The sequence below is a fragment of the Streptomyces sp. R-07 genome (genome assembly GCF_049913175.1).
Taxonomy (GTDB): domain Bacteria; phylum Actinomycetota; class Actinomycetes; order Streptomycetales; family Streptomycetaceae; genus Streptomyces.
The window spans coordinates 7,674,374-7,697,050 of the sequence record NZ_CP183978.1; the positions used below are offsets into that span (position 1 = coordinate 7,674,374).

Sequence of the window (22,677 nt, forward strand, 5' to 3'; positions counted from 1 at the left end):
ACACGTGGTGACCCACATCGCCACCCGGCCGGCCGGGCGTCCGCTGACCCACGGCGCCGTGACCTGCCCGCGGCCCGTGCCGGGGGCCGCGCTGCGACTGTTCCTCTTCCACCACGCCGGCGGCTCGCACCTCCTCTACCGGGGCTGGGAGCACGAGTTCCCGGCCGACTGGGAGGTGTGCCTCCTCGACGCCCCCGGCCGGGGACGGCTGAGCAACACCCCGCTGATCGACGACAGCGACGCCTTGGCGGCCTTCTTCGCCAGGGAGCTCCTGCCCTGGACGGACCGCCCCTTCGCCTTCTTCGGGCACAGCATGGGGTCCCTCGTCGCGTACGAGCTGACGCGGCAGCTGGCGGCCGAGGGACGCCCCCTTCCCGTCTGGCTGGGCGTGTCCGCCTGCGGTGCCGCGCCGCGGCCCGGCGGCGACACGAGGACGCCGAGCGCACGCCACCTGCTCACCGACAGCGAACTGAGGGACTGGCTCCGCTCGGTGGGCGGCACACCTGACGTGGTGCTTGACGAGGACGCGCTGTGGTGCCACTTCGGCCCCACGTTCCGCAACGACTTCGCCCTCGTCGACACCTGGCGGCCGGCGGCGGACGCCGTACCACTGCGTGTTCCCGTCTCCGCGTTCGGCGGTGACGACGATTCCGTGGTCGGGAGGGAGCGGCTGGCCGCCTGGGCGGGCCGGACGGAACACTTCCTGGGCCTGAACATGTTCGACGGCGGACACTTCTACCTGTCGGAGCACCGCCGCTCGGTCGCCCGACGCATCACCGCGGCGGTGGCCGCGGCGCGCCGGACGGCGCGAGGGCACTTCGCGTGACAGCACCCGTAGCCCACGTCTGGACGGTGCCGCTCCTTCCCTCGGTGAGCGAGAGCGATCTCGCCTTGCTGGACGAGGCCGAACGCACCAGGGCCGACCGGTACCGGCGGGCTCAGGACAGGGCGTCCTTCGTGGGCGGACGGGCCGCCCTGCGGAGGGTCCTCGCAGAGCACCTGGGCGTGGGAGCCACCACGATCGTATGGGGACGCACCCCCTGCCCCGGATGCGGCAGCGACCTCCACGGACCCCCGCGCGTCGTCTCGCCCCCGATGCCGGCGGCCTTCAGCTTCTCCCGCTCGGGGCGGCGTGCGCTGGTGGCCGTGTCGGCGTCCGGACCGGTGGGGGCGGACATCGAGACAGTACGTCCCCTCGACGTCCCGGCGACGGCGGGCCAGTGCCTGTCACCGACCGAGGCGGCGTACGTGCTCGGGCTTGCTCCGGGGGACAGGCTGAACGCCTTCCACCGAGCCTGGGTCCGCAAGGAGGCGGTCACCAAGGCGGTCGGCGTCGGGATCGCGATGGACCTGAGAACCGTCGAGGTGAGCCCCGACCGGCTCGGGACCGTCAGCGTCCGCTGCGGTACGGGAACGGGCCCGAGCTCATGGACGGTGACCGATGTCGACGTCGGTGCCGGAGCGGTCGCGGCGCTCGCGCTACCGGGAGACCGGCGACAGCCCTCGATCCGGCTGCGAAGCCTGGGATTTGTTGAAAGCAGGAAAGGAATCAGATGAAATTCGTCGCCTTCTCCGGGAGCCTGCGGGCCATGTCGTTGAACACCGCGGTGGTGCGCACGGCCGCCGAGCTGTGTCTGCCCCCGATGTCGATGACGGTCTACGAAGGGCTGGGAGAGCTCCCGTTCTTCAACCAGGACGTGGAGAGCGAGTGCCCGCCCCCCGAGGTGATGGCCTTCCGCGCACTCCTGGAGTCCGCCGACGCGGTGCTCATCTCCAGCCCCGAGTACGCGCACGGCACCTCGGGGGTGCTGAAGAACGGCCTTGAGTGGGTGGTCGGCGGCGGAGAACTGGTGGGCAAGCCCGTCGCCGTGGTCACCGCGTCGCCGTCGATGACAGGGGGCGACCGGGCCCAGGCCTGGGTCAAGGAGACCCTGGAGGTGATGGGCGCGAACGTCCTCCCGGAGTCGCTCCCCATCCCGCTCGCGAGCGCCAAGGTCGCGGACGGCCGGGTCAGCGACGAAGGGACCCTGGGCGCCCTGAAGGACGTGCTCGCGGCGATGGCCCGGGCGGCGAAGGAGCACGGCGCCGAGGGGTGAGCGGGCGGCGGCCGGACGTCGCCGTGTCCGGACGTTGCCGTCTCCGGAGACGGCAACGTCCGGACACGGCGCTCCGGCAGGCCTTCAGCGCTTGCCGATGTTCTCGAGCGGCAGCCCGCCACCGGCCAGTACCACCTTGGAGAAGGCCCCCGCCAACTCGGTGAGCCGCCGGGTTCCCTCCGCCCCCAGATGCTCGTACGGAGCCACGTCGAGGCGGTCGGTGTCGGCCTCGACGGCACGGCGCAGCTCCGCCCCCTGGCCGGTCAGCTCGCCGTCGGCGCCGAGGATCCCGCGTTCCACCAGCCGTTCCCGTGCCGCCGCCCACTCCTCGGGGGACCAGCCCCGCGCGGACTGCAGGTACGCGGGCCGCCAGTTCGTACCGGTGGCCGTGTGGGACACAAGGGCCTCCAGCCCGTCGAGACCGGCTTCGGAGAGCGCGACGACGTGACCGTCCCCGCGGTGCTCGCGCAGCAGCGTCGCGGCGTGCCACAGGGCCAGGTGCGGTGCCTCGGGCACCGGCAGGTCGGCATTGGCCGAGTACAGGGGCCGGCCGGGGCGGCGGCATCCCTCGGCCGCGCGGAGTGCGAGACCGGCGGCCTCCGCCATCTCGGGGGAAGCCAGCGCCTCGCGTCCCAGCAGCCGGGCGAGATACGTGTCCGTGATCCGCAGCCGGGACTCCAGGACGGCGGCGGGGGAGGTGACGTCCCAGGCGCGGGGAAGGTGCCGTGCCACGAGCTCCGGGTGGAAGTTGTAGAAGGCCGCGGTGACCACGCCGGCGCCGACCGCCCCGAAGGGAGCGGCGCGCCCGGCGAGGTACGCCATGGGGCCGTTCTCCAGCCCGAGTTCCGCGTAGGTCTCGTCGTGCTCGGACGAGAAGTAGTACGCCGCGTGGATGGGGTGGTGGGCGTTGAAGCAGCGCCGGGCCTCGCGCGGGGATATCGCCGTCATGGCCCCCACGCTACGTGCCGGACGGTCGCCGGGAGCCCACAACGCCCGTGCTGCCCGCCCGCAGGCCCGACCCTGATCGAAAAGCCGGCCGGCGAGCGGGGCGACGAGCCGGTCATTCCCCTTGACGTCGCACCGGCCGACCTTCCGACCGGCCGGAAGCACGGGTAGAGCGAGCCAAACGGCCGGGAAGAGGTGCATGCTGGGCACCGACAGCGGTCGAGTTCCTGTTGGGAGGCCGAACGAGTGAACGACGGCAAGGGGAGGCGGCGCCTGGCGGGCCGAGCCTCCGCCCAGAGGAGCGCCGCCGCGCACCGCTCGGCAGGTGCGCGCGGGCGGCTCGGCCGCACCGGCGGCAAGGCGCTCGACCGGGTCACGCGCGACGGACTGGCCTGGCTGAATTCCGCCGGCTCCAGGATCGGTACCACCCTCGACCTGGAACGAACCGCCCAGGAGCTGGCCGAGTTCACCGTGCCCGACTTCGCCGACGGAGCCGCCGTCGACATCCTGGAGAGCGTCCTGCGGGGCGACGAGGGCTCCCGGTGGACGGGCACGGGCCTCCCGCTCATGCGGGCCACCGCGCTGTGCGCGGTCGAGGAGCTGTCCTCCCTGGAGCCGACCCCGGTGGGCGAGACCTTCACCCGCGCAGAGGAGGCTCACGAGACGCTGCTCCACCGTTACTGTCTGCGACAGGGCAGACCGGTCCTCGTGAGCCGGATGAGGAACGACGACTTCGCCAACGTCGCGCCGACGGAGAGCGCCGCGGCGAAGATGCGGGCGGCCGGAGTGCACAGCTATCTCGCCGTGCCGCTGATCGCCCGCGGGCTGCTGCTCGGCAGCGCGGACTTCGTCCGGGGCCCCGGCACGCCGCCGTTCTCCTCGACCGACCTCGCACTGGCGGAACAGCTGGCCTCCCAGGCCGCCGTCTACATCGACAACGCCCGCCTGTACGGACGTGAACGCGAGCACGTCGTGTCGTTGCAGCGCACCCTGCTGCCCCGCGCGACCCCGGTGACGCCGGGGCTGCGCGTACAGGCCGAGTACGCGCCCGCGACGGCCCACCACGGGGTCGGCGGCGACTGGTACGACGTCATGGCCCTCCCCGGCGGACGTACGGCCCTCATGGTGGGCGACGTCATGGGCCACGGGCTGCCCGCGGCCGCCACCATGGGGCGCCTGCGGACGGTGGCCCGCACCCTCATGACCCTGGACATGGCTCCGGAGCGCGTCCTGGCCCGGCTCGACCTCGCCACCCGCGACCTGGAGGACGAGCAGGTCGCCACCTTCCTCTGCGCCGTGTACGACCCGGCCGACTCCACCTACACCCTGGCCAGCGCGGGGCACCTGCCCCCGCTGCTGCTCGACGGGCAGGGCTCCGCCGAGTTCGTGGACGTACCCATCGGCGCCCCGCTCGGCGCGGGAGTGATCCCGTACGACCCCATCCGGCTGAAAGTCCCGGCGGGCGGCAATCTGGTCATGTACACGGATGGTCTCGTGAAGTCCCGGCAGGTGGACCTGGACCATCAGCTGGACGGTCTGCGCGCGGCGGCGCGCGGCCTCGCACCCGAGGCTCTCGAAGGCGGCGGCCTGATCGAGTGCGCCCCGGCCGGCGCCGCCCGGTTCGACGAGGCGGTGCTCCTCGTCGCGACGAACGTCCCGGCCGCCCCGGACGACTCGGCCGATCTGTGCGAATGGCCGTTGCCGCAGGAAGGGCGCGCGGCGTCCGTCGCGCGGGACCTGGTCACGGACCAGCTCGCCGCGTGGGATCTGACCGAGCTCGCCGACGTCTTCGAACTCGTCGTCTCGGAGCTGGTGGGCAATGCGCTGCGCTACGGCAACGGCCCCGGCAGGCTGCGGCTGCTGCGCGGCGAGCGCCTCGTCGTGGAGGTCTCGGACACCGGCCCCGACCTGCCCCAGATCCAGCACGCGGACCTCAGCGACGAGGGAGGCCGGGGCCTCCAGCTCATCAACATGCTGTGCCGCCGCTGGGGCTCGTGCCGCACCGTGACAGGCAAGGTGGTCTGGGCGGAACAGAACCTGCCCTCCTGAGGCGTGTGACTCACCGGGCCGCCGCTGTCCTGCCCGGCCGGCCGGGCGGGCAGGAGTATCTGGGGCACGTCCCTACCGGGAACCAGGAATCCACCACACGGCGGCATCAGAGGACAGGCCGGCCCTTCTCCGCATCCGCCCCGCCCCTGGCCGCCGCCGCGTGCAGCGCTCGCAGGGCGACCAGGAGTACGCCGATGTCGTCCAGGTAGACCGGGTCCGGGATCAGGTCGATCGGCGAGACCGTGTAGATCACCGCCGCCCAGAACAGGGCCTTGGACTGCAAGGGGACACCGGCGTCGAGCAGCAGCTTGCGCGCCCGGAAGACACGGACGAGCAGTACGGCCGCGTATCCCGCCGCCACGAGCACGAGAACCACGGCCAGGATGAGCCAGAGGGTGCCGTCCATGCCGCTCTCCTACCCCGTCACGCACCGGCCGCGCCGATCGTCCGCGGCACTACGAGGCTACGACGTCAGACCCACGTCTCACTTCGCCGTGTCCGCCCGGCGCCGCGACCTTCGCCTCAGCGACTGCCGTTCGTCGTCCCGTAGACCGCCCCACACGCCCGTCACCTGCCGGGAGTCGTCCATCGCCCAGCGCAGGCATTCCTCGCGGACGGGGCAGCGCCGGCAGACCTCCTTGGCCTCCTCGGCCTGGACCAGCGCCGGTGCGCCGGTCCCCACCGGGAAGAAGAGGTCGGGATCGACGTCCTGGCAGGCCGCCCGTGCACGCCAGCTGTCCAGCATCGGTTCCTCCTGTCACCTGCGTTCGTCTGTCTGTCGCCTTCGTCGGTACCTCGCGCGGCGTTCCGCGCCTACGGCCGCGCGAAGAGCTGGGCGGTCTCGGCCGCCCAGTCGATCCGCGCGGCCTCCCCGCCCTCGGGGACGGCGACGTACGTCTCGCCCAGCCAGCGCCGCAGGCCCGCGCGGTCGACGTCGACCACGGCGAACTCCCCGGCCGTGCCCAGCCGCGTGCGGACGCGCCCTTCCCTGCCACCGCGACGCAAGGGCCACAGCCGTACGTCGCCCTCGCCGCTCAGGACGCGGGTGCCCGAGCGCAGCAGGTCCCGGGAGAACGTCCAGTCGACGACCCTGCCCGGCGGAAGCCGGAAGGTGACGCGCACCGCCCAGGGATCGTCGCGGTCGTAATGGAACGTGGCCGCGACGGGCAGGCCGAGCGCTCCCCGGACCTGACGGACGGTGGTGTGCCAGGACCGCACCGGGGGTGTCGGGGGCGGCTGAGGGGTCTTGTGCCGGCTCGATTCGGACATCGTCACCCGTTCCGTCGGGGGAGTCGCGCCGCTGTCTGAGTGGCGCCGTACCTCCGCTCGTAACCCCGGACACGGATTTCACGCATCCGAACGGACCTTCGGACGTCGACGCCGGGCAGATCGCCTGGATCTGAGTCCCCGCGCGGGCAGGGTCCGGGCTCGACGCGTTCGGACCCTTCCTCGGCCTCGGTCCGGTAAGGGTGAGGGCCGTGGGGAGGCGATCACCCGAGGGGCTGCGTAGCCTGAGAGCCGCTGCCGCCGCGCCGCAAGACGCCCGAGGAGAGCCGCGGAGGTCGTGTGCCGACGTACGAGGATGTCCTGGCCGATCTGCTGGCCCGCTCCCACCTGCTGTCCGGGCGCGAACTCGCGGGTCTCGTGCACGACGCCGGCCGGAGCATGGGGCTCCGGGCGACCGCCATGTACGTCGCGGACCTGCAGCAGATCAGGCTTGTGGCCCTGCCCCAGCCCGGCGCCCCGACGCAGGGGACGTTCGACGTCGACACGTCGCTGGCGGGCCTGGCCTACCGTACGGAGCGGGTGCAGCGCTCCCGGGACGGCAGCACCGCCTGGCTGCCGATGATCGACGGCATCGAGCGCATCGGCGTCCTGATGGTGACCGCGCCCTCGCTGGACGACGCGCTGCTCAGACGCAGCGAGACGCTCGCCGGAGTGGCGGCTCTGCTCGTGGTGTCGAAGTCGTCCCACAGCGACCTGCTGGTCGAGGCGGAGCGCGTGCGCACCATGACGGTGCAGGCCGAGCTGCTGTGGGCCTTCCTGCCGCCGCGGACCATCGGCACGGCGGACGTGACCTCCTCGGCGGTGCTGGAGCCCGCGTACGACATCGGCGGCGACACCTTCGACCACACCCTGGACGAACACGGCCTGCACCTGACCGTCATCGACTCCATGGGCCACGACCTCGCCTCGGGCGGAGCCAGCGCCGCCGGGCTCGCCGCCTGCCGGGCGACCCGCCGCTCGGGCGGTTCGCTGTCCGACATCGTCACCTCGATCGACCGGATCCTGGACCAGTGGTTCACCGACCGGCTCATGACCGCCGTCGTCGCCCATCTGGACACCACCGACGGACGACTGACCTGGATCAACTGCGGACACCCGCCGCCCCTGCTCATCCGCCGGGGAAGGGTGCTGCCGCAGGCGCTGGCCCGGGAGCCCGACCTGCCGCTCGGCTGGGGGTTCGTCGCCGCGTCACCGCCGACCGAGCACTCCGAACGCCTCCAGCCCGGTGACCGGATCCTCCTCTACAGCGACGGCGTCACCGAGGCCCGCTCGCCCGACGGGGACCTGTACGGCGAGGAGCGGCTGGCCGACACCGTCATCCGCGCCACCGCGGCGGGCGACCCCGCCCCCGAAGCGCTCCGGCGCCTGGTCCAGGGCCTGCGGCAGCACCAGGACCACAAGCTGCGCGACGACGCGACCATCCTGCTCACCGAATGGCATCCGGCCGGCCGCGGTACGGAGGCACGAGGGCGGGCCCCGATGTCCGCGCCGCACGCGGACACGCACCGGCTCGACCCGGAGCCGGGAGAAGAGCCAGGGGCCTGATCCCCGGACCTCCGGACGCCTGCCGGACGGCTGCCAGGGGAGGGGCCCTTCCGCGTCGAATCACCCCCCGGGTGGGACCGTCCAGCCCCGCCACCTGCGCCATGCGGACGATGATCTCGGTACCTTCCTCGACGGTCTGGACGCCCGTGTTCCCGTTCAGGTCGGTCCTGGTGAAGCCGGGCTCCACCGCGTTGATCCGCATGTCGGGGAACGCCTTCGCGTACCGCACGGTGTTCATGTTGACCGCGGTCTTCGACGCCGGGTACTCGACGCCGGGGTAGGCGGCGGCCGGGTGGCCCGGCTCGGCCGCGCGGGTGATCGAGGCGAGGCCGCTGCTGAGGTTGACCACGACAGGGGCGGCGGACCGGCGCAGCAGCGGCAGGAACGCGTGCGTGATGCGTACCGTGCCGAAGACGTTGGTCTCGAAGACCTCCCGCATCAGGTCGGCGGTGACCTCGGCGGCTCCGGCCACCTCGTTGTCCGCGCCCCGCGCCTCGATGCCGGCGTTGTTGACCAGCACGTCCAGTCCGCCGGCGGCCTCGATCGTCCTCACCGCGGCCGCGACGGACGCGTCGTCGGTGACGTCGAGCTGCACGGCCCGCGCCCACGGGCCCAGACGTCGGGCCGCGCGCAGGCCGCGAGCGGCATCCCGGCTGCCGACATGGACGATGTGGCCCGCGGCGACGAGGCGGCCATGGTCTACACGGCCGAACCCGGCACCGAGGACGCGGAACGCCTCGCGCTGCTGACGGTGCTCGGCACCCAGGAGCTCCCGATCGGCTGAAGGCCCGCTCGTCGTGCGCGACCGTGCGGGAGGGGGAGGGGGAGAGGGGGAGGGGAAGTGCGGCCGTCGCCCCGCACGCCTTGTGGGCGGTTCGCGGGTGACGGGGGAGCGGAGGAGGTCGTCCCCACGGAATCCAGGAGCCTCTAGCTCTGTCTCGCGATCTCCTCGGCCTGCTCGGAGATGTCCTCCAGCACGGCCTTCGGGTCGGCGGACGGCGCGACGGCCTTGCCGATGTTCCGCTTGATGATGTCGCTGACCTGCAGCCAGGACGGCTCGTTGACCGGGTAGAGCTGGCTCACCCGCAGTGCCGTCAGGAACTGTTCGGCGCTGGGGTCCGCGGCCGCGTCCTGGGAGGCCTCGGTCGCGGACACCGTCGAGGGCAGCAGGTGGTAACGCCCGGCGAATTCGGTGAGGTTCTTGTCCTCGTAGACGAAGTCCAGGAACTGTCCCACCAATTGGCGGTTGTCGTCGTGCTTGAAGGCCATCATCCAGTCGGCGACGCCTGCCGACGGCGGGGTCTCGTCGTCGCTCAGACCGTCCGACACCGGCATGCTCAGGGTGCCGACCTTCATGCCCTTCGCCCGCGCTTCGTGGAGGAGCGAGGGGTAGCCGTTGACCATGCCGACGTCACCGCGGAGGAAGGCGGCGAAGGCGTCCTGCCGGTTGAGCTCGGCGGGCAGGACCGGGCCGGTCAGGCCGGGCGTGACCAGGTTGTTCTTGATCCAGCGGAACGTCTCCGTGTTCTGCTCGGAGGCGATGCTGTACGCGCCGCTCGGGTCGGTGTACCCGCCGCCGTTGCTCAGTTCCCAGATCATGGCTTCGGCGTGCGCCTCCTCGGGGCCGAGCGGCAGGGCGTACGGGTAGAGCACGCCCTCCTTCTTCAGCGCCTCGGCCGCGTCCTTCAGCTCCGACCAGGTCTTCGGCGGCTTCGCTCCCGCTTTGTCGAACAGCTCCTCGTTGTAGAAGAGCAGCCGGCTGCTGGCCACGAAAGGCAGTCCGTAGAGGGTGTTGTCGACCGAACCCGCTTTCTTGAGCGAAGGCAGGAAGTTCGCCTCCGCTCTGATCGACAGCAGCTCGCCGGCGGCGTACAGGCGGCCCTGCGCGGCGAAGTCGGAGTACGCGCCCATCAGGGCCACATCCGGGGCGTCGTCCTCCTTGACCATGCGGGTGACCTCACGGTCGACATCGGCCCACGGGTAGAGCGTCACCTCGACCTTCGTGCCGGGGTGGGCGGCGGTGAAGGCCGCGGTCAGTCTGTCCCAGTACGCCTTGGAGCTGTTCGCCGGGCCGTCGCCGTACTCGGCGGCCACCAGACGCAGCGTCGTCCCCCCGCCGCCCGGGGACGAGCCGCAGGCGGTGACGAGGGAGCCCAGGAGGCCGAGTGCGGCCACGGAGGCTGTCGTGGCGAAAATTCTTGGTCGCACGGATCTTTCCTCTTGCATATGTGGACAGTGCGTCCGGAATTCTCTCCCGGGGGTGGGGGTATTGCGCCCCCTGACCCGTGGTTGTGGTTATTGCTCCAACCGCGTCGGTTGCAACTGGTGTTTTCCGATATGCCGACGCTGATTCCGACGCGCGTAGAACCTTCCACGATGTCCAGGACAATTCCCTTGAGGAGCATTGACGGAAGGAGTCCGCGTGCGGCCGAAGGCTTGACCGCACCCGCTGTGGACGGGTCGGCGAGCGCACGGCCGGGAGCCCGGGACCGGGTGTCAGGGCCCGGTCCCGGGCGGTTCTCGGGGGGAGAGGGTCAGCTCGTGACGTCCATGGTCGCGGTGAGCGGAAGGGCGGCGAGGCCGGAGCCGGCGCGGACGGTGTAGCCGCCCGGCAGGGTGCTCCAGGCGCTCCGCGACTCGTCCCAGACCTGGAAGGCGCGTTCCGGCAGGCCGATCTCCGCGGTGACCGTCTCACCGGGCTCCGCGGCGACGTTCGCGAAGCCCGCGAGCCACATCCGGGGCCGCTCCACGGCCTGGTCGGTCGCGGTCGGCGCCACGTAGACCTGCACGACCTCGCGGCCGGGACGGTCCCCGGAGTTCCGGACGCGGACCCGGACGGTGCGGTCCTCGTCGAGCTCCATGTGCTCGTACGTCCAGCGCGTGTAGCCGAGTCCGTGGCCGAAGGGGTAGGCGGGTGCCGTGTCCTGCTCCTGCCAGGCGCGGTAGCCGACGAGAATGCCCTCGTCGTACGGCAGGACCCCGTCCTCGGGGGTGACGCGCGTGACGGGCGCGTCCTCCAGGCGGGCCGGCCAGGTGGTGGGGAGGCGACCGCCCGGCTCCTCACGGCCGAGCAGGACGTCGGCGAGGGCCGCGCCGCCCTCCTGTCCCGGGAACCAGGTCAGCAGGACCGCGGCCACGTCCTCGCGCCAGGGCATCTCGACCGGGGCCCCGGCGTTCACCACGACGACGGTACGGGGGTTGGCGGCGGCGACGCGGGCCACCAGCTCGTCCTGGCGGCCGGGCAGCCGCAGGTCCGTCCGGTCGAAGCCCTCGGACTCGACGCGTTCCGTGGTGGCGACCACGACGACCGCCGTGTCGGCGCCGCGGGCGGCGGCGACGGCCTCCTCGATCAGCGCGTCCCCGTCACGCTCGGGATCGCGGTGGGTGAGACCGAACGTGACGCCACGGATCGGCCCGTACGCGACCTTGGGGCTCCGGTGGAGAAGGCTGACCTCGACGGTGCGCCCCGCCTCCAGCTCGGCCGTCCCGCGCGGGATCACCCGGCCCGTCAGCACCTCCATCGGGTCGCCGCCCTCCGGATCCGCCTCGTCGTGCAGCACGCCACCGTCCACGGTGAGCCGGAAATCGCCGGTGCCGCCGGTGCCGAAGTGGTGGCTCCCGCTGTCGCGCGGGGTGAACGTGCCCGTGATCTCGACCGTCGCCAGGGTGTCGTGGTCGACGCCGTCCGGCAGGGCCGCGTCCATCCAGCGGACGCGGCCCAGGGTGAGGGGCTGTTCGGCGAGGATGGTTCCGTGCGCGTCGCGCAGGAGCGCCCGCAGCTCGAATCCCCCGGTGGCGACCTCCAGCTGGTCATTGGGATCGGCGCCCATCGCGTACGTCAGGGCGACGCCCTCGGGCAGTGCCCCGGTCAGGCCGTCGAGCGGCGAGACGACCCGGGCGGGGCAGACGGTCGCCGAACCACCGCCCAGGAAGCGGGCGTCGCGGGCCGCACGGCCGATGAGCGCGATGCTCGGGACGGCCGACGCGTCCAGCGGGAGCGTCCCCGACGGATTGCGCAGCAGGACGAAGGAACGGGCGGCGATCTCACGGGCGACCGCCGGACCGTCCACGGGAGCGGGACACCGGTCGTGGGGCACGACCGGGGCCGCGCCCTCGAGGAGCCCGAGACGCGCGGCCAGCAGCAGGACGTGCCGTACGGCCGTGTCCACCGTCGACTCCGCCACCCGCCCGTCCCGTACGGCTGCGGCCAGCGCCGGACCGAACACGGTCAGCGGCCCCGGCATCGCCACGTCCAGACCGCCTTCGATCGCCCCGACCGTGTCGCGGGCCGCCAGCCAGTCGGACACCATCACCCCGTCGAAGCCCCAGTCCTCGCGCAGCACCCCGATCTGAAGGGCGCGGTGCTCGGACATGGTCGTGCCGTTGACCCCGTTGTACGCCGACATCAGCGCCCACGGACGGGCGTCCCGGACGATCGCCTCGAACGGCGCGAGGTACAGCTCGCGCAGGGCGCGCGCGGAGCCCCCGGCAGGGACCTGACGCCCCCGGCACGCCCGCCGCTCTTCGACCTCGAGACCGACCCGGGACAGGAGTCCCCGCTCGTCGACGACGCGCTCGAACTGCGCATGGCGGGCCTGCTGGCCGAGCGACTGCGCGCCGCCGACGCCCCCCCTCGACCAGTACGAACGCCTCGGCCTTCCGGCGACCGGGCCGGTCACCGACCAGCACCTGCTCGTACGGGCACAGCAGGCACAGGCCGAGCCGGCAGTCCCCGCCGTGCCCCGGGGACTTCCCCACCGGGCCGCTCAGCGTGCACGTCCCCCTGTGCGAGCTGCTCGCACACCCCGGGGCGGCGGCCGTCCTGCGCGAGCACTTCGCGGGCCTCCTCGACGGGCCCTTCGCCCGTACGGCGCCGCCGACCTCTCCCTCCTCCAGATCGCCGCCTTCGCCGTCGGCCTGCTGCCGACCGCACGCCTGCACGCCATCGCCGCCGAACTCTCCGAGGCGGAGGCGACGGCGCCCTGAGCGGGCCTCCGGCCTTCAGAACCCGCCGGGTCGGACCAGACCCGTCTCGTAGGCGTGCACGGCGGCCCGGGTGCGTGTCGCAGCGAGAGCATGCTGAGGATGCGGCCCACATGTGTCTTCACGGTCTGCTCGGCCACCACGAGACGGGCCGCTATGTCGGCGTTGGACAGCCGCTGCGCGATGAGGGTGAGCACCTCGGTCTCGCGCTCGGTCAGGGCGCCGACCCGGTCCATCAGCGGGACACGGGGGGAGGGGCTGAGCCGGGAGAACTCGGCGAAGAGCCGCTTGGCCACCTTGGGGGCGAGCAGCGCGTCGCCGCGCGCCACCACCCGTACCGCCTGGGCGAGTTCCGGTGCCGAAGGTAGCCAGCGCGCTGTGGGGTCGGCGGCCCGCCCCGGGAGCCAACCCTGCTTGTAGCTCTCAGATATGACGGGCAGTCGGTTCCGCCCCAGGGGCCCACGCGCGGCCGCGCGGAGGCCCGTCGGCCTTGACGCCCGGGCACGGGGGACACATAGGGGTCACCCGAGGGTCAGGCGAAGGTCACCAGCCGAAGCGGCGGTCGACCACCGCGGCGAACTCCTCGACGCTCAGGACGCGGTCGCCGTTCTGGTCGGCCGTGTCGAAGAGGGCCGCGGAGTCGTCGACGTCCCCGACTCCCCACGGGGGAATCACGCCCTGCGCCACCAAGGTGGGCCCCTTCTCCCGCAGCGCCCGGATGACCTCGGTACGGGTCAGCGTGCCGTCCTGGTCGAGGTCGAGCGCATCGAAGAGGATGCGGGCCTTGTCGCTCATCACGTGTCCTGTCGCATGGGGCCGGGGCGCGGGTGCGGCCGGCACGTCGTGTCGGAGAGGACGCACGGGCCACCTGCGGGGTTGCCTCCCCGACCGCGACGGACGAGCGGCCACGGCGAGGCGGAGCGACGGAGCGACTACGAGACGGCTCTGAGCGTCGCGACGTGGTCGCCGAGCACGGCGGGCAGGAGCCGGGTGCGGTGGCGTGTGTCGTGGGCCTCGGTGCCGGCGCCGTCGGCGAGGGCGGTGCGCACCGGTCGGCCCGGCGGGCTCGTCGTCCCGGCCCGCCCGGACGACCGCCGGGTCGACCGAGCGGACGAACCGGCACCGGACGTGGGGGATGTGCCGCACGCCCGCCCCGTGCCGCGTGCCGCCGTGGGGCAGGCGCAGAAGGCTCTTGCGCCCGTCGGGCCTCCTGCAGTGGGCTGTTCCCCATGAAGAAGCGAAGCGTTGCGGCGCTGACCGCGGCCCTGGCCGTGGCACCCCTGCTGGCGGCGGGCGTGCCGGGGCAGCGAGCGGTGGCCGCCGACTCCGGCACCGCCGGTCCCTCGTCCCCCGTCGATTCGGCGCTCCTGCGCGGAGTGGACCTGGATACGGTGACGATCCCCGAGTTACAGGCACGCATGAAGCGCGGATCCCTGACCTCCTCGGACCTGACCCTGGCCTACCTCCGGCGGATCAAGGCCATCGACCCGAAGATCAACGCGGTGCTGCGCACCAGCCCCACGGCCCTGAGCCAGGCGGCCGCCAGCGACGTCAGGCATCGCCTCGGGAAGGTCCGCGGCCCGCTCGACGGCATCCCCGTCCTGCTCAAGGACAATGTGAACACCCGCGACATGCCGACGACGGCCGGGTCGCTGGCGCTGGCCGGAAGTCCGCCGGACACGGACGCGGAGCTGGTCGTGAGGCTGCGTGCGGCAGGCGCGGTGATCCTCGGCAAGGCCAACCTGTCGGAATGGGCCAACTTCCGTGCGGCGAAGCCGACGTCGGGCTGGTCGGGGGTGGGCGGGCAGACGCACAACCCGTACGTCCTGGATCGCAATCCGTGCGGCTCGTCCGCCGGTTCGGCCGCCGCGCTCGCCGCGTCGCTGGCACAGGTGGCGATCGGTACCGAGACGGACGGCTCCATCGTGTGTCCGGCCGGGATGAACGGGGTCGTCGGCCACAAGCCCAGCCTCGGACTGGTCAGCCAGTCCGGCGTCGTTCCCATCTCCGCCGAGCAGGACACGGCCGGCCCCATGGCGCGCAACGTCGTCGACACCGCGATCACCCTCGCGGTGCTCAGCGGCCAGGACGCCAAGGGCACCGACGGCGCCTTCGGTCTCACGGAGGCGGTCTCGCGCCCCGGCGGCCTGCGCGGCAAGCGCATCGGCCTGTGGCGGCTCCCCTCGCTCGGTGCCGACGTGGACGCCCTGATGACCCGTACCGCAGCACGGCTGCGTGCCGCCGGCGCCCAGGTCGTCGAGGTGACACCGCCGTACCAGGACAGGCTTGCCGAACTCGAGTTCCCGGCCCTGCTGAGCGAGTTCCACCGGGACATCGACGCCTACCTGTCCACGCGCAAGGGGCCTCGCGACCTCGCCGAGCTGATCCACTTCAACCGCACCCACCCGGCCGAACAGACGTGCTTCGCCGGTCAGGAACTGTTCGAGCAGGCCCTGGCCGCGCCGTCGACCACGGACCCGCGCTACCGGGCCATGCGCGCCGAGCTCAAGGACCTGTCCCGGCGGTCCATCGACGAGACCATGGCCGCCCACGACCTGGACGCCATCGCCTCCCCGGCGAACCCGCCCGCCTGGACGACCGATTGCGCGCGGGGCGACAACGACGTGATCCCGTCCTCCACCCCGGCGGCCGTCGCCGGGTACCCCTCACTGTCCGTGCCCGCAGGATTCGTCGGCGAGTTGCCGGTCGGCCTGCTCCTGATGGCCGGCGACCACCAGGACGCCGAACTTCTGGCGGTGGGGGCCGCGGTGGAACAACGGCTGGTCGCCTGGCGCGCACCGCGGTACCTACCGTCGCTGTCCGGCACCACCCGATAGGACATGTCCGGGCGATCACGTGCGGAGCCAGGTCGTGAGGGCTGCGCCGGTTGCGGTGCCGAGGTAGACGTACCGGCGCTTGTCGTAGCGGGTGGCCACGGCTCGGTGCTGCGTGAGTCGGTTGATGGCCCGTTCGACGGTGTTGCGTTTCCTGTACCGCTCATCATCGAAGCCGGGTGGCCGGCCGCCGTGTCAGCCTTTACGGAGCGGGGCGGCCTGGCTGTCGGTCTTCTCCCGAATGGTGTGCCTGATGCCCCGGCGTCGCAGGTACTCACAGCAGGGTCGGTTGCTGTAGGCCTTGTCGGCGGCGACGCTGTCGGGCCAGTCGATCTCGCCTGCGGCGTCGGCCGCGGCCTGGACCTGAACGCCGACCTTGTCTGGGCCTGCCGGGGCGGAGCCGGCGGCAACTTCGGCATCAACACCGGCTTCGTCTTCGACGCCGTGTCCGTCGCGCGCCTGCGCGCCACCGTCATCGACCTGACCTTCGCCCTGGACGCGGGCGTCCAGGTGATGGAAGAACTGCGGCACATCGTCGACGCCGACCGTGCCGACGACTTCGACGTCCGGGTCGGCTTCAAGCACGCCGGCCACGGCACCACCACGCTCTGGCTCCCGGGGCAGCGCCTCGGCGACGAGCGCGCCCTGCGACGCCTGTTCACGCCGCTCCTGCACCTGCGGCCGACGCGGACCTTCATCGAGGAACGCGGATTCCGGCACGCGCAGGACTACCTCATGGAACCCCGCGGCGGGACCTACGCCTCCAAGTCCCTCGTCCCCGACCGGTGGCCCGCTCCCGACACGGTGGCCGCCGTCGCCGACTGGACCCGCGGCTGGCGGCCGGGACCCGGCCGGGCCACGGGCTACATCACCCTGTTCGCCATGGGCGGCGACAGCGCCGCGCCCCATCCGGACGAGACGGCCTACCCGCACCGCGGCGCGACCTTCGTGATCGACATCGGCACCCACTGGAAGCCCGGCACCCCGCCCGGCGAGGTACGCGCCCCCTGGAACAGACGCGCACCGCCCACCACATGCTCAGCCGCCGCCTCTCCACCCGCGCGGCCTACGTCAATTTCCCGGACCCGGACCTGCACGACTGGCAGCACGCCTACTACGGCCGCAACTACGACCGCCTGGTCGCCGTCAAGCGACGCTACGACCCCGCCGGTCTGTTCCGCTACCAACAAGCCGTCGGTCGCCCCCGAGCCTGAGCCCGCCGGCCCTGCCGCACGGAGGACGTCGTCCGAAAAGCCCCCAGTCGCACGCGGTTCTCCCGCACACGACCGGGGGCTTGCGGGGTTCGACTCGCGGTCCGGTCCTACGCGTAGGAGGCCGACAGCAGCCCGCCCTCCGCGAACGGGAGTCCTGGTGGTCCTTCAAGCAGTTGCTCGGCCGGTATTGGAAATGAAAACCGTTGTCATATACTCGCCTCATGCCACACGACAAGATCCGCCCGGCCATCAGGCTCCACCCCACCGCCGGCCACCCCTTCTCCACAGGCGCGCAGCGCGACCGTGACGCCTCCGGCAGCGTCGAACGCTTCGAGCGCCGCTACGGAGCCCGCTGATGGACCACGAACACCAGCTGCCCGTCGCCCTCGTCGCCGGACTCCACGCCGACGCCCGCAAAGAGGTAGTCCAGCGGCTCCTGGAGACCGTCCCCGGAAGCGTGGCGCTGCACCACGACCTCACCGATGCCCCCGACGGCACCGTGCTCCGTACCGTCCGCGACGCCTCCGGAACCATCGCCTGCGGGGAGACACCCCTCGTCAACGACTGCGCGTGCTGTGCGCTGCGCGAGGACCTCGTGCCGGAACTGACCCGCCTGGCGGACGGCGGCCTGACCCGCCTCGCCGTGGTCGAGCTGTGGGACTCGGTCGAGCCGAGGGCCATGGCCGAGGTCATCGCCGCCCACGGCGGCGACCACCTGGCCCTGACCGGCGTGATCACCGCCGTCGACCCCGCCCTCGTCCTGCCGTACCTCGGCAACGGCGACGACCTGGCCGAGGCCGGGCTCGCCGCGGCCCCCACCGACCAGCGGACCGTGGGCGACACCTGGGCCCGCCAGCTGGAGTACGCGCCCGTGCTCGCCGTCGTCGACAACGACGAGGCCGACGACGAGGACCGCGCCCTCCTCGCGCAACTCCACCCCACCGCACGTCGCGTCCCGGTCGCCTCCGTCGAACTCGCCCGGGCCGCGCTCGGCGGCTTCGACGTCGAGGCCGCCGCGGCCGCCCAGCACCCCGCGTGCGCGCTGCTGCCCCAGGACGCCGACGACGCCGGCGTGACCACGCTCGTCTGGCGCCGCCGACGGCCCTTCCATCCCGAACGGCTCTACGAGGCACTCGAGGACCTGTGTTGCGCGGCGGCCCGTAGCCGCGGCCGGTTCTGGCTGGCCGACCGCCCCGACACGCTGCTCGCGTGGGACGCGGCCGGCGGGGCCCTGTGCGTGGAGAGCGCCGGCCCGTGGCTGGCATCGCTGCCGGACGCGGCCTGGGAGATGGTCCCGCCGATGCGCCGGGCGGCGGCAGCACTCGACTGGCATCCGGATCACGGCGACTGCTGCCAGCACCTCGTCTTCACCTCGCCCGGCCTCGACCGGGACGGCCTCGAACGCCTCCTGGACTCCTGCCTCCTCACGGACACGGAGTACGCGTCCGGCCGGGAGGCCTGGAAACGACTTCCGGCCGCCTTCGCCCACCTCCTCGACGCCGCCTGACCAGCCCCGTAACCGAAGAACGCCCACCCAAGGAGACGCCGACATGGCCCGACGCCCCGACCCCCGCACACCCGTGAAGTCCCGCCCCAACCCGCTCGACGCGGCGAGGATCACGTACATCGACTACAAGGACACCGACCTGCTGCGGAAGTTCATCTCCGACCGGGGCAAGATCCGCAGCCGGCGCGTCACCCGCGTGACCGTCCAGCAGCAGCGAGCCCTCGCCACGGCCATCAAGAACGCCCGCGAAATGGCCCTGCTGCCGTACGCGGGCCGCTGACAGCAGCTGACGGAGACCTGGCCGGCCACCTGCCGAGGCGGCCGACACAGGGCGGAGGGCGGTGAGGTCCGGCGGCAAGCGGCGGTGGAAGCGGACCGGGTGTCATGGGGACACGAAATCCCGACCGCTCGGGCGGCTTTTCCTGCGGATTGCCGTCATGACGATCTCTTGCCGCAGTCTTGGCGGCGCTTTGGCGGTGGCACTCGCCCCGGCGCTTAGCGTTCCCGTCATGCCGTTTCTCCCCCCACACCCCCCACGTCAGGGCGCCCTCCGGGTCCTGCCGTATCGCAAGCCGACGCGCGGTCGGGACTACTGGATCCTGGACGATGTCCTGCCCGACCCCGACGCCGTACGGACCCGCATCCTCGACCGTGACGACTGGGTGGAGGGCTACCCGCACAAGCCCGAGCCGTGGCCGGGGCTGCGGACCATGCCCGGCCTCGAACCGTCGGAGCTGGCGCACGTGGAGAAGCTGGTGCGCAAGGCCACCGGGGCGCAGAGGCTCTGGACCGTGGATCCCACCGGCGGCGGCACCTTCAACCACAACTGCGTCCAGGTCGTCGGCAAGGACGAGTGCGAACCGCGCCCGCACACCGACTCCCGGAGCCTGTGCCGCTACGCGGCGGTGCTGTACCTCAGCCCCAACCTGCCCAAGGACTGCGGCACCAGCTTCTACCGCCAGAGCCTGCCCGGCGGACTGCTCGGCGGAAATCAGGTGCTCGCCCCGCACAACAACCTGGTCGACGCCCTCGGCACCCGCTTCGTGCCGGGCGACTCCTTCACCGAGGACCTGAGCGTCCCGCCCCGCTACAACCGCCTGCTGCTGTACTCGGCCAACCTCATCCACACCGCGACCAACTACACGGGCAGCACCCTGGAAGACAAGCGGATGACGGCTGTTTTCTTCTGGATGGCATAGGTTCTGTCCGGCGGATCATGTGACCATCGTCCGCCAGAGCAGGGGCAGTAAGTACGGTCGGCCGACCGGCGTCAACAAGTCGATCTACAGAAGGAGGAACGAAGTCGAGCGGGCGATCAACGCGCTCGAACACTCCCGGGCCGTGGCCACCAGGTACGACACGCGCGCCTACGTCTTCCATGGCACCATCGTCGCCGCGATCCGCCTCTGGCTGCGTCCGTGACAGGTCCCGGGCACCGGCGTACGCCGGATTTCCGGTTCGACCTTCCGCCTGGTCAGATGGTCGGGTCAGGCTATGGAGACCAGCACGACCAGTGATCGAATACCCGCAGAAGCGGCCGCGCTCCTTGAGGCGCTTCTCATGGGCGACAAGCCTGTCCATCACGCTCTGCGTGCACAGATCCCCCACCTGCGGTTGACCGGTCACTGCACATGTTCCTGCGCCAGCATCGACTTCGGTCTGGACAGGTCGTCGGTGCCCGGTGCGCCCGTCACCGAGAATCCCGTCGCCGATGCCACGGTGCTCGGTCCTGATGGACAGGCCGTCGGTGGCGCGCTGGTCTTCGCCTACGGCGGCTACCTGTCCAACCTGGAGGTCTACGCCTGGGGCGATGAACAGATCACCCGGCTTCCCTCCCCGGACCGGCTCTGCTGACTCTTGCAACAAAAACGGCCTTCCAGGGCCGGAGGGAGCCGCTGCCCAAGATCCGCCGGACAGAACCCAAGGAGTGTCTCTCCGATCAGTTGGCTCGTTCACTCCTGGGACTCGAGGTCCTCCAAACCGGCCGCGACCAGCACCGGGGTGAACTCCACGACGCTGTGCGCGGCGACGCCGTTGAGGTCGTACGGATCGGTGGAGAGAAAAGTACTGCCGCGATCACATTCCATGGTCCGGGAGACAGGACCTGGTGCCGTGACCGCATCGGTTCGCCGGGTCGGGCGGCGTCGGACGACCGGCTTTGCGGGGCTGGAGCTGTGACAGGATGCCGAAATGATCTCCAGCTCACGCATACCAGCAGTCGTTCCTGCGGGTCGGATGGCCACGAGGGATCAGCCAGTTCTCGGCCTTCCAAGCGGCCGAGAACTGCGTCCCTGGCGTATCTCCGACGCCGACGTCCTGGTAGCGGCCAGCCAGGATCCCGGGGTTCGCCAGTGGAACCGCCTGCTCGTGGAGACGCCGGAAGACGCGCGGCAGAGGATTGAGCGCATGCACGCGCGTTGGCGGGCCGAGGCGAGCGCGATCTGGGCCATCGCGCGACCGGGTGGGGAGGCCGTGGGACTGATCGGGTGGGGCGACATCGACCTCAGCGGCGGCAGCGCCGAAGTCGTCTACTGGCTTCTCCCCTCAGCTCGTGGTGGTGGCGTGGTGGTCGAGGCGACGAAACGCGTCAGCGAGTGGGCTCTGAACGACCTCGGCCTCCATCGCCTGCGCCTGTGTCACTCGGTGGCCAACCCGGCGTCCTGCCGTGTGGCGGAGAAAGCCGGATTCTCCCTCGAAGGCACGATGCGCAGCGCTCTGCTGCACGCGGACGGATGGCACGACGAGCACCTGCACGCTCTCGTCCAGGGCGACATCTGACCCTGAGGTAGACGTTCAGTCTCCGGCAGATGCCTCTTCGCCACCGGCGCGTTTACGTCGTCGGGTGTCCAGGACGTTGAGATGCCGGCCATCGACATTGCGTCGAGAACCCGAAGCCGGGTCGTTTCCCGTCACTGCTCGCGCAACTCGCCGAACCACCGCACGATCGCCGACGTGGCCGCGACGTTGGACCCCAGGTGACGGGACCCGTGGTAGTCGGCAGCGCCGAGGTCGACGATCGGAGCGTGCACGCCGTTCCTGAGCAGAGCGGCCTGGCAGTGCTCGGTGTTGGTGGTGACGGCCTGCTCGTCCCCGGTCGCCATGTAGAGCCGTACCGGAGCACGAGGGGCCCAGTCGGTGCACACGGCGTCGGTCGTGCGCAGCGCATCCGCCAGCGGCCCCGTCGGATGCGCGAGCAGCTCGCGGCCGTGCTCGGTGAGCAGCTCCTCCAGCGTGCCCGGGGTGCCCCGCATCAGCTGCTCCCCCGTGTGGGTGCCGTCGAACAGCGCCTCGACCGTGGCGTCATAGGGGGACCGGAAGACCTCGCCAGGGCTCTCGTAGACGTGGTGGAGCCGGTTGAACGCCACCAGGGTGTAGGCCCCGTACAGCACACTGGACTTGGGTTCCAGCCTGCCTTCGAGCAGCGCGGGCAACTCCGCGCCCCCGAAGTCGTACGCGCCGCTGACCGGCGCCAGCGCGCCCAGCCTGAACCACCGGTCCTCACCCGCCTCCAGAGCCCGGCCCAGACCCAGTGCCGCCGAGGCGCCCTGCGAGAAGCCGGTGACCATGACCTCGCGCTCCAGCACGTGTCCGGTGCGGGGCGCGAAGGCGCGGGCCGCCCGCAGCATGTCCAGGGATGCCGTGGTCTCGGAGTCGATGTCCATCCAGGGATGCAGGCCGGGCCCCTTGCCCATCCCCAGATAATCCGGCGCGACCCCCGCCGCACCGGCCGCCGCGTGCGCGATCACCGGCGCCGACACGAACCTGCCGCGCTGCATGGACGGGGAGTCGTCCTTGTGACTGCCGGTGCCGTGTGCGAAGGAGACCGCCCGCAACCGTCCGCTGCCGTCGAGCGGCAGCACGAACAGCCCGCTCGCCGTGGTGGGCCGACCGTACGCGTCGACGGTCCGGTAGACCAGGCGGTACGCGACCACGCCGTACCGGACGGTGTCGTCCTCGAACCCTGCCGCCCCGAGCTCGGCGGCCACGGCCTGCGGGGTCGTGAGCGTGTACAGCTTCTCGGCGGAGACGAGCGTGCCCCGCCCGCTCTGCTCCTGCCGGGCCTGCGGACGGCCGGCGGGAGAAGGGGTGGCGGTGGCGACGGCCGGCCCGAACAGCAGCAGTCCACAGCAGACGGCTGCCACCTTCAGGCCGCTGCGGTAGCGGGTTCCGCGGCGCGACGACAGTGAGGCGGACATGGCCATGAGTTCCCCCAGATG

At 72.0% G+C, this 22,677-nt stretch carries 23 protein-coding genes and 5 pseudogenes; 16 read left to right on the forward strand and 12 right to left on the reverse strand.

Annotated elements, in window-relative coordinates; translation table 11 throughout:
* Positions 1-4 precede the first annotated feature (4 nt).
* The 3 genes from ACN9M0_RS34935 to ACN9M0_RS34945 are packed head-to-tail and all read left to right on the forward strand — an operon-like array spanning position 5 to position 2,096.
* Positions 5-826, forward strand: coding sequence for a thioesterase II family protein (locus tag ACN9M0_RS34935; RefSeq protein WP_366041967.1), 822 nt, complete (start codon positions 5-7; stop codon positions 824-826).
* Positions 823-1,557 carry a 4'-phosphopantetheinyl transferase family protein gene (locus ACN9M0_RS34940; protein WP_426404874.1) on the forward strand — a complete coding sequence of 245 codons (735 nt, stop codon included), beginning with the start codon at positions 823-825 and terminating at the stop codon, positions 1,555-1,557. Before ACN9M0_RS34935 ends, ACN9M0_RS34940 begins: the two co-directional genes overlap by 4 nt.
* Positions 1,554-2,096 carry an NADPH-dependent FMN reductase gene (locus ACN9M0_RS34945; protein ID WP_366041965.1) on the forward strand — a complete coding sequence of 181 codons (543 nt, stop codon included), beginning with the start codon at positions 1,554-1,556 and terminating at the stop codon, positions 2,094-2,096. The genes ACN9M0_RS34940 and ACN9M0_RS34945 overlap by 4 nt, the downstream gene beginning before the upstream one ends.
* 84 nt (positions 2,097-2,180) lie before the next feature.
* Here ACN9M0_RS34945 and ACN9M0_RS34950 read toward each other — a convergent pair whose 3' ends face one another.
* Entirely contained in the window at positions 2,181-3,044 is an 864-nt protein-coding gene (locus ACN9M0_RS34950) for an SCO6745 family protein (protein WP_399697127.1), read from the reverse strand.
* 243 nt (positions 3,045-3,287) lie between these two features.
* On the opposite strand from ACN9M0_RS34950, the gene ACN9M0_RS34955 reads away from it, so the two are divergent.
* The gene (locus ACN9M0_RS34955) at positions 3,288-5,090 is read left to right on the forward strand and encodes an ATP-binding SpoIIE family protein phosphatase (RefSeq protein ID WP_366041680.1); all 1,803 of its coding nucleotides are present in this window, start codon (positions 3,288-3,290) and stop codon (positions 5,088-5,090) included.
* Positions 5,091-5,196: 106 nt separating this feature from the next.
* Here the strand turns inward: ACN9M0_RS34955 and ACN9M0_RS34960 are convergent, their stop codons facing one another.
* The 3 genes from ACN9M0_RS34960 to ACN9M0_RS34970 all read right to left on the reverse strand — a co-directional run bounded on the left by ACN9M0_RS34960 (position 5,197) and on the right by ACN9M0_RS34970 (position 6,359).
* Positions 5,197-5,496, reverse strand: coding sequence for a YkvA family protein (locus ACN9M0_RS34960; protein WP_366041681.1), 300 nt, complete (start codon positions 5,494-5,496; stop codon positions 5,197-5,199).
* Between the two features lie 78 nt (positions 5,497-5,574).
* Entirely contained in the window at positions 5,575-5,835 is a 261-nt protein-coding gene (locus ACN9M0_RS34965) for a WhiB family transcriptional regulator (protein WP_399697125.1), read from the reverse strand.
* 68 nt (positions 5,836-5,903) lie between these two features.
* The gene (locus tag ACN9M0_RS34970; RefSeq protein WP_366041682.1) at positions 5,904-6,359 is read right to left on the reverse strand and encodes an SsgA family sporulation/cell division regulator; all 456 of its coding nucleotides are present in this window, start codon (positions 6,357-6,359) and stop codon (positions 5,904-5,906) included.
* Positions 6,360-6,656: 297 nt separating this feature from the next.
* On the opposite strand from ACN9M0_RS34970, the gene ACN9M0_RS34975 reads away from it, so the two are divergent.
* A complete protein-coding gene (locus ACN9M0_RS34975) occupies positions 6,657-7,922 on the forward strand; it encodes a PP2C family protein-serine/threonine phosphatase (protein ID WP_366041683.1) in 1,266 nt (421 codons plus the stop codon).
* Between the two features lie 33 nt (positions 7,923-7,955).
* Here ACN9M0_RS34975 and ACN9M0_RS34980 read toward each other — a convergent pair.
* Positions 7,956-8,616 (reverse strand): annotated as a pseudogene (locus tag ACN9M0_RS34980) (SDR family NAD(P)-dependent oxidoreductase); the annotation flags it as partial.
* On the opposite strand from ACN9M0_RS34980, the pseudogene ACN9M0_RS34985 reads away from it, so the two are divergent.
* A pseudogene (locus ACN9M0_RS34985) lies at positions 8,611-8,706 on the forward strand (transcriptional regulator); the annotation flags it as partial. The pseudogenes ACN9M0_RS34980 and ACN9M0_RS34985 sit on opposite strands and share 6 nt — an antisense overlap.
* 143 nt (positions 8,707-8,849) lie before the next feature.
* On the opposite strand, the gene ACN9M0_RS34990 reads toward ACN9M0_RS34985, so the two are convergent.
* Both ACN9M0_RS34990 and ACN9M0_RS34995 read right to left on the reverse strand, forming a co-directional pair.
* Positions 8,850-10,148: an extracellular solute-binding protein gene (locus tag ACN9M0_RS34990; protein ID WP_426404875.1), complete on the reverse strand. Its 1,299-nt coding sequence runs from the start codon at positions 10,146-10,148 to the stop codon at positions 8,850-8,852.
* Between the two features lie 308 nt (positions 10,149-10,456).
* Complete coding sequence (locus tag ACN9M0_RS34995) at positions 10,457-12,601, reverse strand: glycoside hydrolase family 3 C-terminal domain-containing protein (protein WP_426404876.1); 2,145 nt, start codon at positions 12,599-12,601, stop codon at positions 10,457-10,459.
* Between the two features lie 106 nt (positions 12,602-12,707).
* Between ACN9M0_RS34995 and ACN9M0_RS35000 the strand changes: the two genes are divergently transcribed.
* The gene (locus tag ACN9M0_RS35000; protein ID WP_366041685.1) at positions 12,708-12,908 is read left to right on the forward strand and encodes a hypothetical protein; all 201 of its coding nucleotides are present in this window, start codon (positions 12,708-12,710) and stop codon (positions 12,906-12,908) included.
* A gap of 15 nt (positions 12,909-12,923) precedes the next feature.
* Here the strand turns inward: ACN9M0_RS35000 and ACN9M0_RS35005 are convergent.
* Together ACN9M0_RS35005 and ACN9M0_RS35010 are read right to left on the reverse strand one after the other, a co-directional pair.
* Positions 12,924-13,267 (reverse strand): annotated as a pseudogene (locus tag ACN9M0_RS35005) (response regulator transcription factor); the annotation flags it as partial.
* 181 nt (positions 13,268-13,448) lie between these two features.
* Positions 13,449-13,700 (reverse strand): EF-hand domain-containing protein, encoded by a 252-nt coding sequence (locus ACN9M0_RS35010; protein ID WP_366041686.1) that lies wholly within the window; start codon positions 13,698-13,700, stop codon positions 13,449-13,451.
* A 434-nt stretch (positions 13,701-14,134) separates the two neighbouring features.
* Here ACN9M0_RS35010 and ACN9M0_RS35015 point away from each other — a divergent pair, with 434 nt between their 5' ends.
* A complete protein-coding gene (locus tag ACN9M0_RS35015; RefSeq protein ID WP_366041687.1) occupies positions 14,135-15,742 on the forward strand; it encodes an amidase family protein in 1,608 nt (535 codons plus the stop codon).
* 15 nt (positions 15,743-15,757) lie between these two features.
* Here the strand turns inward: ACN9M0_RS35015 and ACN9M0_RS35020 are convergent.
* Positions 15,758-16,063 (reverse strand): annotated as a pseudogene (locus ACN9M0_RS35020) (IS5/IS1182 family transposase); the annotation flags it as partial.
* A 710-nt stretch (positions 16,064-16,773) separates the two neighbouring features.
* On the opposite strand from ACN9M0_RS35020, the gene ACN9M0_RS35025 reads away from it, so the two are divergent.
* The 7 genes and pseudogenes from ACN9M0_RS35025 (at position 16,774) to ACN9M0_RS35055 (ending at position 20,314) form a co-directional block, all read left to right on the forward strand.
* Entirely contained in the window at positions 16,774-16,953 is a 180-nt protein-coding gene (locus tag ACN9M0_RS35025) for a BBE domain-containing protein (protein ID WP_399702090.1), read from the forward strand.
* A 221-nt stretch (positions 16,954-17,174) separates the two neighbouring features.
* On the forward strand, positions 17,175-17,309 hold the full coding sequence (locus ACN9M0_RS35030; protein ID WP_426404877.1) for a 50S ribosomal protein L31: 135 nt from the start codon (positions 17,175-17,177) through the stop codon (positions 17,307-17,309).
* On the forward strand, positions 17,309-18,460 hold the full coding sequence (locus ACN9M0_RS35035) for a CobW family GTP-binding protein (protein WP_366041690.1): 1,152 nt from the start codon (positions 17,309-17,311) through the stop codon (positions 18,458-18,460). The genes ACN9M0_RS35030 and ACN9M0_RS35035 overlap by 1 nt, the downstream gene beginning before the upstream one ends.
* A gap of 43 nt (positions 18,461-18,503) precedes the next feature.
* Positions 18,504-18,740, forward strand: a complete 237-nt coding sequence (rpsR, locus tag ACN9M0_RS35040; protein WP_366041691.1) for a 30S ribosomal protein S18 — start codon at positions 18,504-18,506, stop codon at positions 18,738-18,740.
* 229 nt (positions 18,741-18,969) lie between these two features.
* Positions 18,970-19,659: a DUF6445 family protein gene (locus tag ACN9M0_RS35045; RefSeq protein WP_426404878.1), complete on the forward strand. Its 690-nt coding sequence runs from the start codon at positions 18,970-18,972 to the stop codon at positions 19,657-19,659.
* Positions 19,660-19,690: 31 nt separating this feature from the next.
* A pseudogene (locus ACN9M0_RS35050) lies at positions 19,691-19,882 on the forward strand (IS5/IS1182 family transposase); the annotation flags it as partial.
* Between the two features lie 72 nt (positions 19,883-19,954).
* Positions 19,955-20,314 carry a hypothetical protein gene (locus ACN9M0_RS35055; RefSeq protein WP_366041693.1) on the forward strand — a complete coding sequence of 120 codons (360 nt, stop codon included), beginning with the start codon at positions 19,955-19,957 and terminating at the stop codon, positions 20,312-20,314.
* 98 nt (positions 20,315-20,412) lie between these two features.
* On the opposite strand, the gene ACN9M0_RS35060 is transcribed toward ACN9M0_RS35055, so the two are convergent.
* Positions 20,413-20,547, reverse strand: coding sequence for a hypothetical protein (locus tag ACN9M0_RS35060; RefSeq protein WP_426404879.1), 135 nt, complete (start codon positions 20,545-20,547; stop codon positions 20,413-20,415).
* Positions 20,548-20,650: 103 nt separating this feature from the next.
* Between ACN9M0_RS35060 and ACN9M0_RS35065 the strand changes: the two genes are divergently transcribed.
* Complete coding sequence (locus tag ACN9M0_RS35065) at positions 20,651-21,238, forward strand: GNAT family N-acetyltransferase (protein WP_366041695.1); 588 nt, start codon at positions 20,651-20,653, stop codon at positions 21,236-21,238.
* Between the two features lie 131 nt (positions 21,239-21,369).
* Here ACN9M0_RS35065 and ACN9M0_RS35070 read toward each other — a convergent pair whose 3' ends face one another.
* Positions 21,370-22,656 carry a lipase gene (locus ACN9M0_RS35070; RefSeq protein WP_426404880.1) on the reverse strand — a complete coding sequence of 429 codons (1,287 nt, stop codon included), beginning with the start codon at positions 22,654-22,656 and terminating at the stop codon, positions 21,370-21,372.
* Positions 22,657-22,677 lie beyond the last annotated feature (21 nt).

Excerpts from the sequence above, each read along its gene's own strand:
- ACN9M0_RS34945 (WP_366041965.1), top strand. The coding sequence starts at position 1,554 with ATGAAATTCGTCGCCTTCTCCGGGAGCCTGCGGGCCATGTCGTTGAAC.
- ACN9M0_RS34950 (WP_399697127.1), bottom strand. The coding sequence starts at position 3,044 with ATGACGGCGATATCCCCGCGCGAGGCCCGGCGCTGCTTCAACGCCCAC.
- ACN9M0_RS34960 (WP_366041681.1), bottom strand. The coding sequence starts at position 5,496 with ATGGACGGCACCCTCTGGCTCATCCTGGCCGTGGTTCTCGTGCTCGTG.
- ACN9M0_RS34965 (WP_399697125.1), bottom strand. The coding sequence starts at position 5,835 with ATGCTGGACAGCTGGCGTGCACGGGCGGCCTGCCAGGACGTCGATCCC.
- ACN9M0_RS34970 (WP_366041682.1), bottom strand. The coding sequence starts at position 6,359 with ATGTCCGAATCGAGCCGGCACAAGACCCCTCAGCCGCCCCCGACACCC.
- ACN9M0_RS34990 (WP_426404875.1), bottom strand. The coding sequence starts at position 10,148 with ATGCAAGAGGAAAGATCCGTGCGACCAAGAATTTTCGCCACGACAGCC.
- ACN9M0_RS35010 (WP_366041686.1), bottom strand. The coding sequence starts at position 13,700 with ATGAGCGACAAGGCCCGCATCCTCTTCGATGCGCTCGACCTCGACCAG.
- ACN9M0_RS35015 (WP_366041687.1), top strand. The coding sequence starts at position 14,135 with ATGAAGAAGCGAAGCGTTGCGGCGCTGACCGCGGCCCTGGCCGTGGCA.
- ACN9M0_RS35025 (WP_399702090.1), top strand. The coding sequence starts at position 16,774 with ATGCTCAGCCGCCGCCTCTCCACCCGCGCGGCCTACGTCAATTTCCCG.
- ACN9M0_RS35030 (WP_426404877.1), top strand. The coding sequence starts at position 17,175 with ATGCCACACGACAAGATCCGCCCGGCCATCAGGCTCCACCCCACCGCC.
- ACN9M0_RS35035 (WP_366041690.1), top strand. The coding sequence starts at position 17,309 with ATGGACCACGAACACCAGCTGCCCGTCGCCCTCGTCGCCGGACTCCAC.
- rpsR (WP_366041691.1), top strand. The coding sequence starts at position 18,504 with ATGGCCCGACGCCCCGACCCCCGCACACCCGTGAAGTCCCGCCCCAAC.
- ACN9M0_RS35045 (WP_426404878.1), top strand. The coding sequence starts at position 18,970 with ATGCCGTTTCTCCCCCCACACCCCCCACGTCAGGGCGCCCTCCGGGTC.
- ACN9M0_RS35055 (WP_366041693.1), top strand. The coding sequence starts at position 19,955 with ATGGAGACCAGCACGACCAGTGATCGAATACCCGCAGAAGCGGCCGCG.
- ACN9M0_RS35060 (WP_426404879.1), bottom strand. The coding sequence starts at position 20,547 with ATGGAATGTGATCGCGGCAGTACTTTTCTCTCCACCGATCCGTACGAC.
- ACN9M0_RS35065 (WP_366041695.1), top strand. The coding sequence starts at position 20,651 with ATGATCTCCAGCTCACGCATACCAGCAGTCGTTCCTGCGGGTCGGATG.
- ACN9M0_RS35070 (WP_426404880.1), bottom strand. The coding sequence starts at position 22,656 with ATGTCCGCCTCACTGTCGTCGCGCCGCGGAACCCGCTACCGCAGCGGC.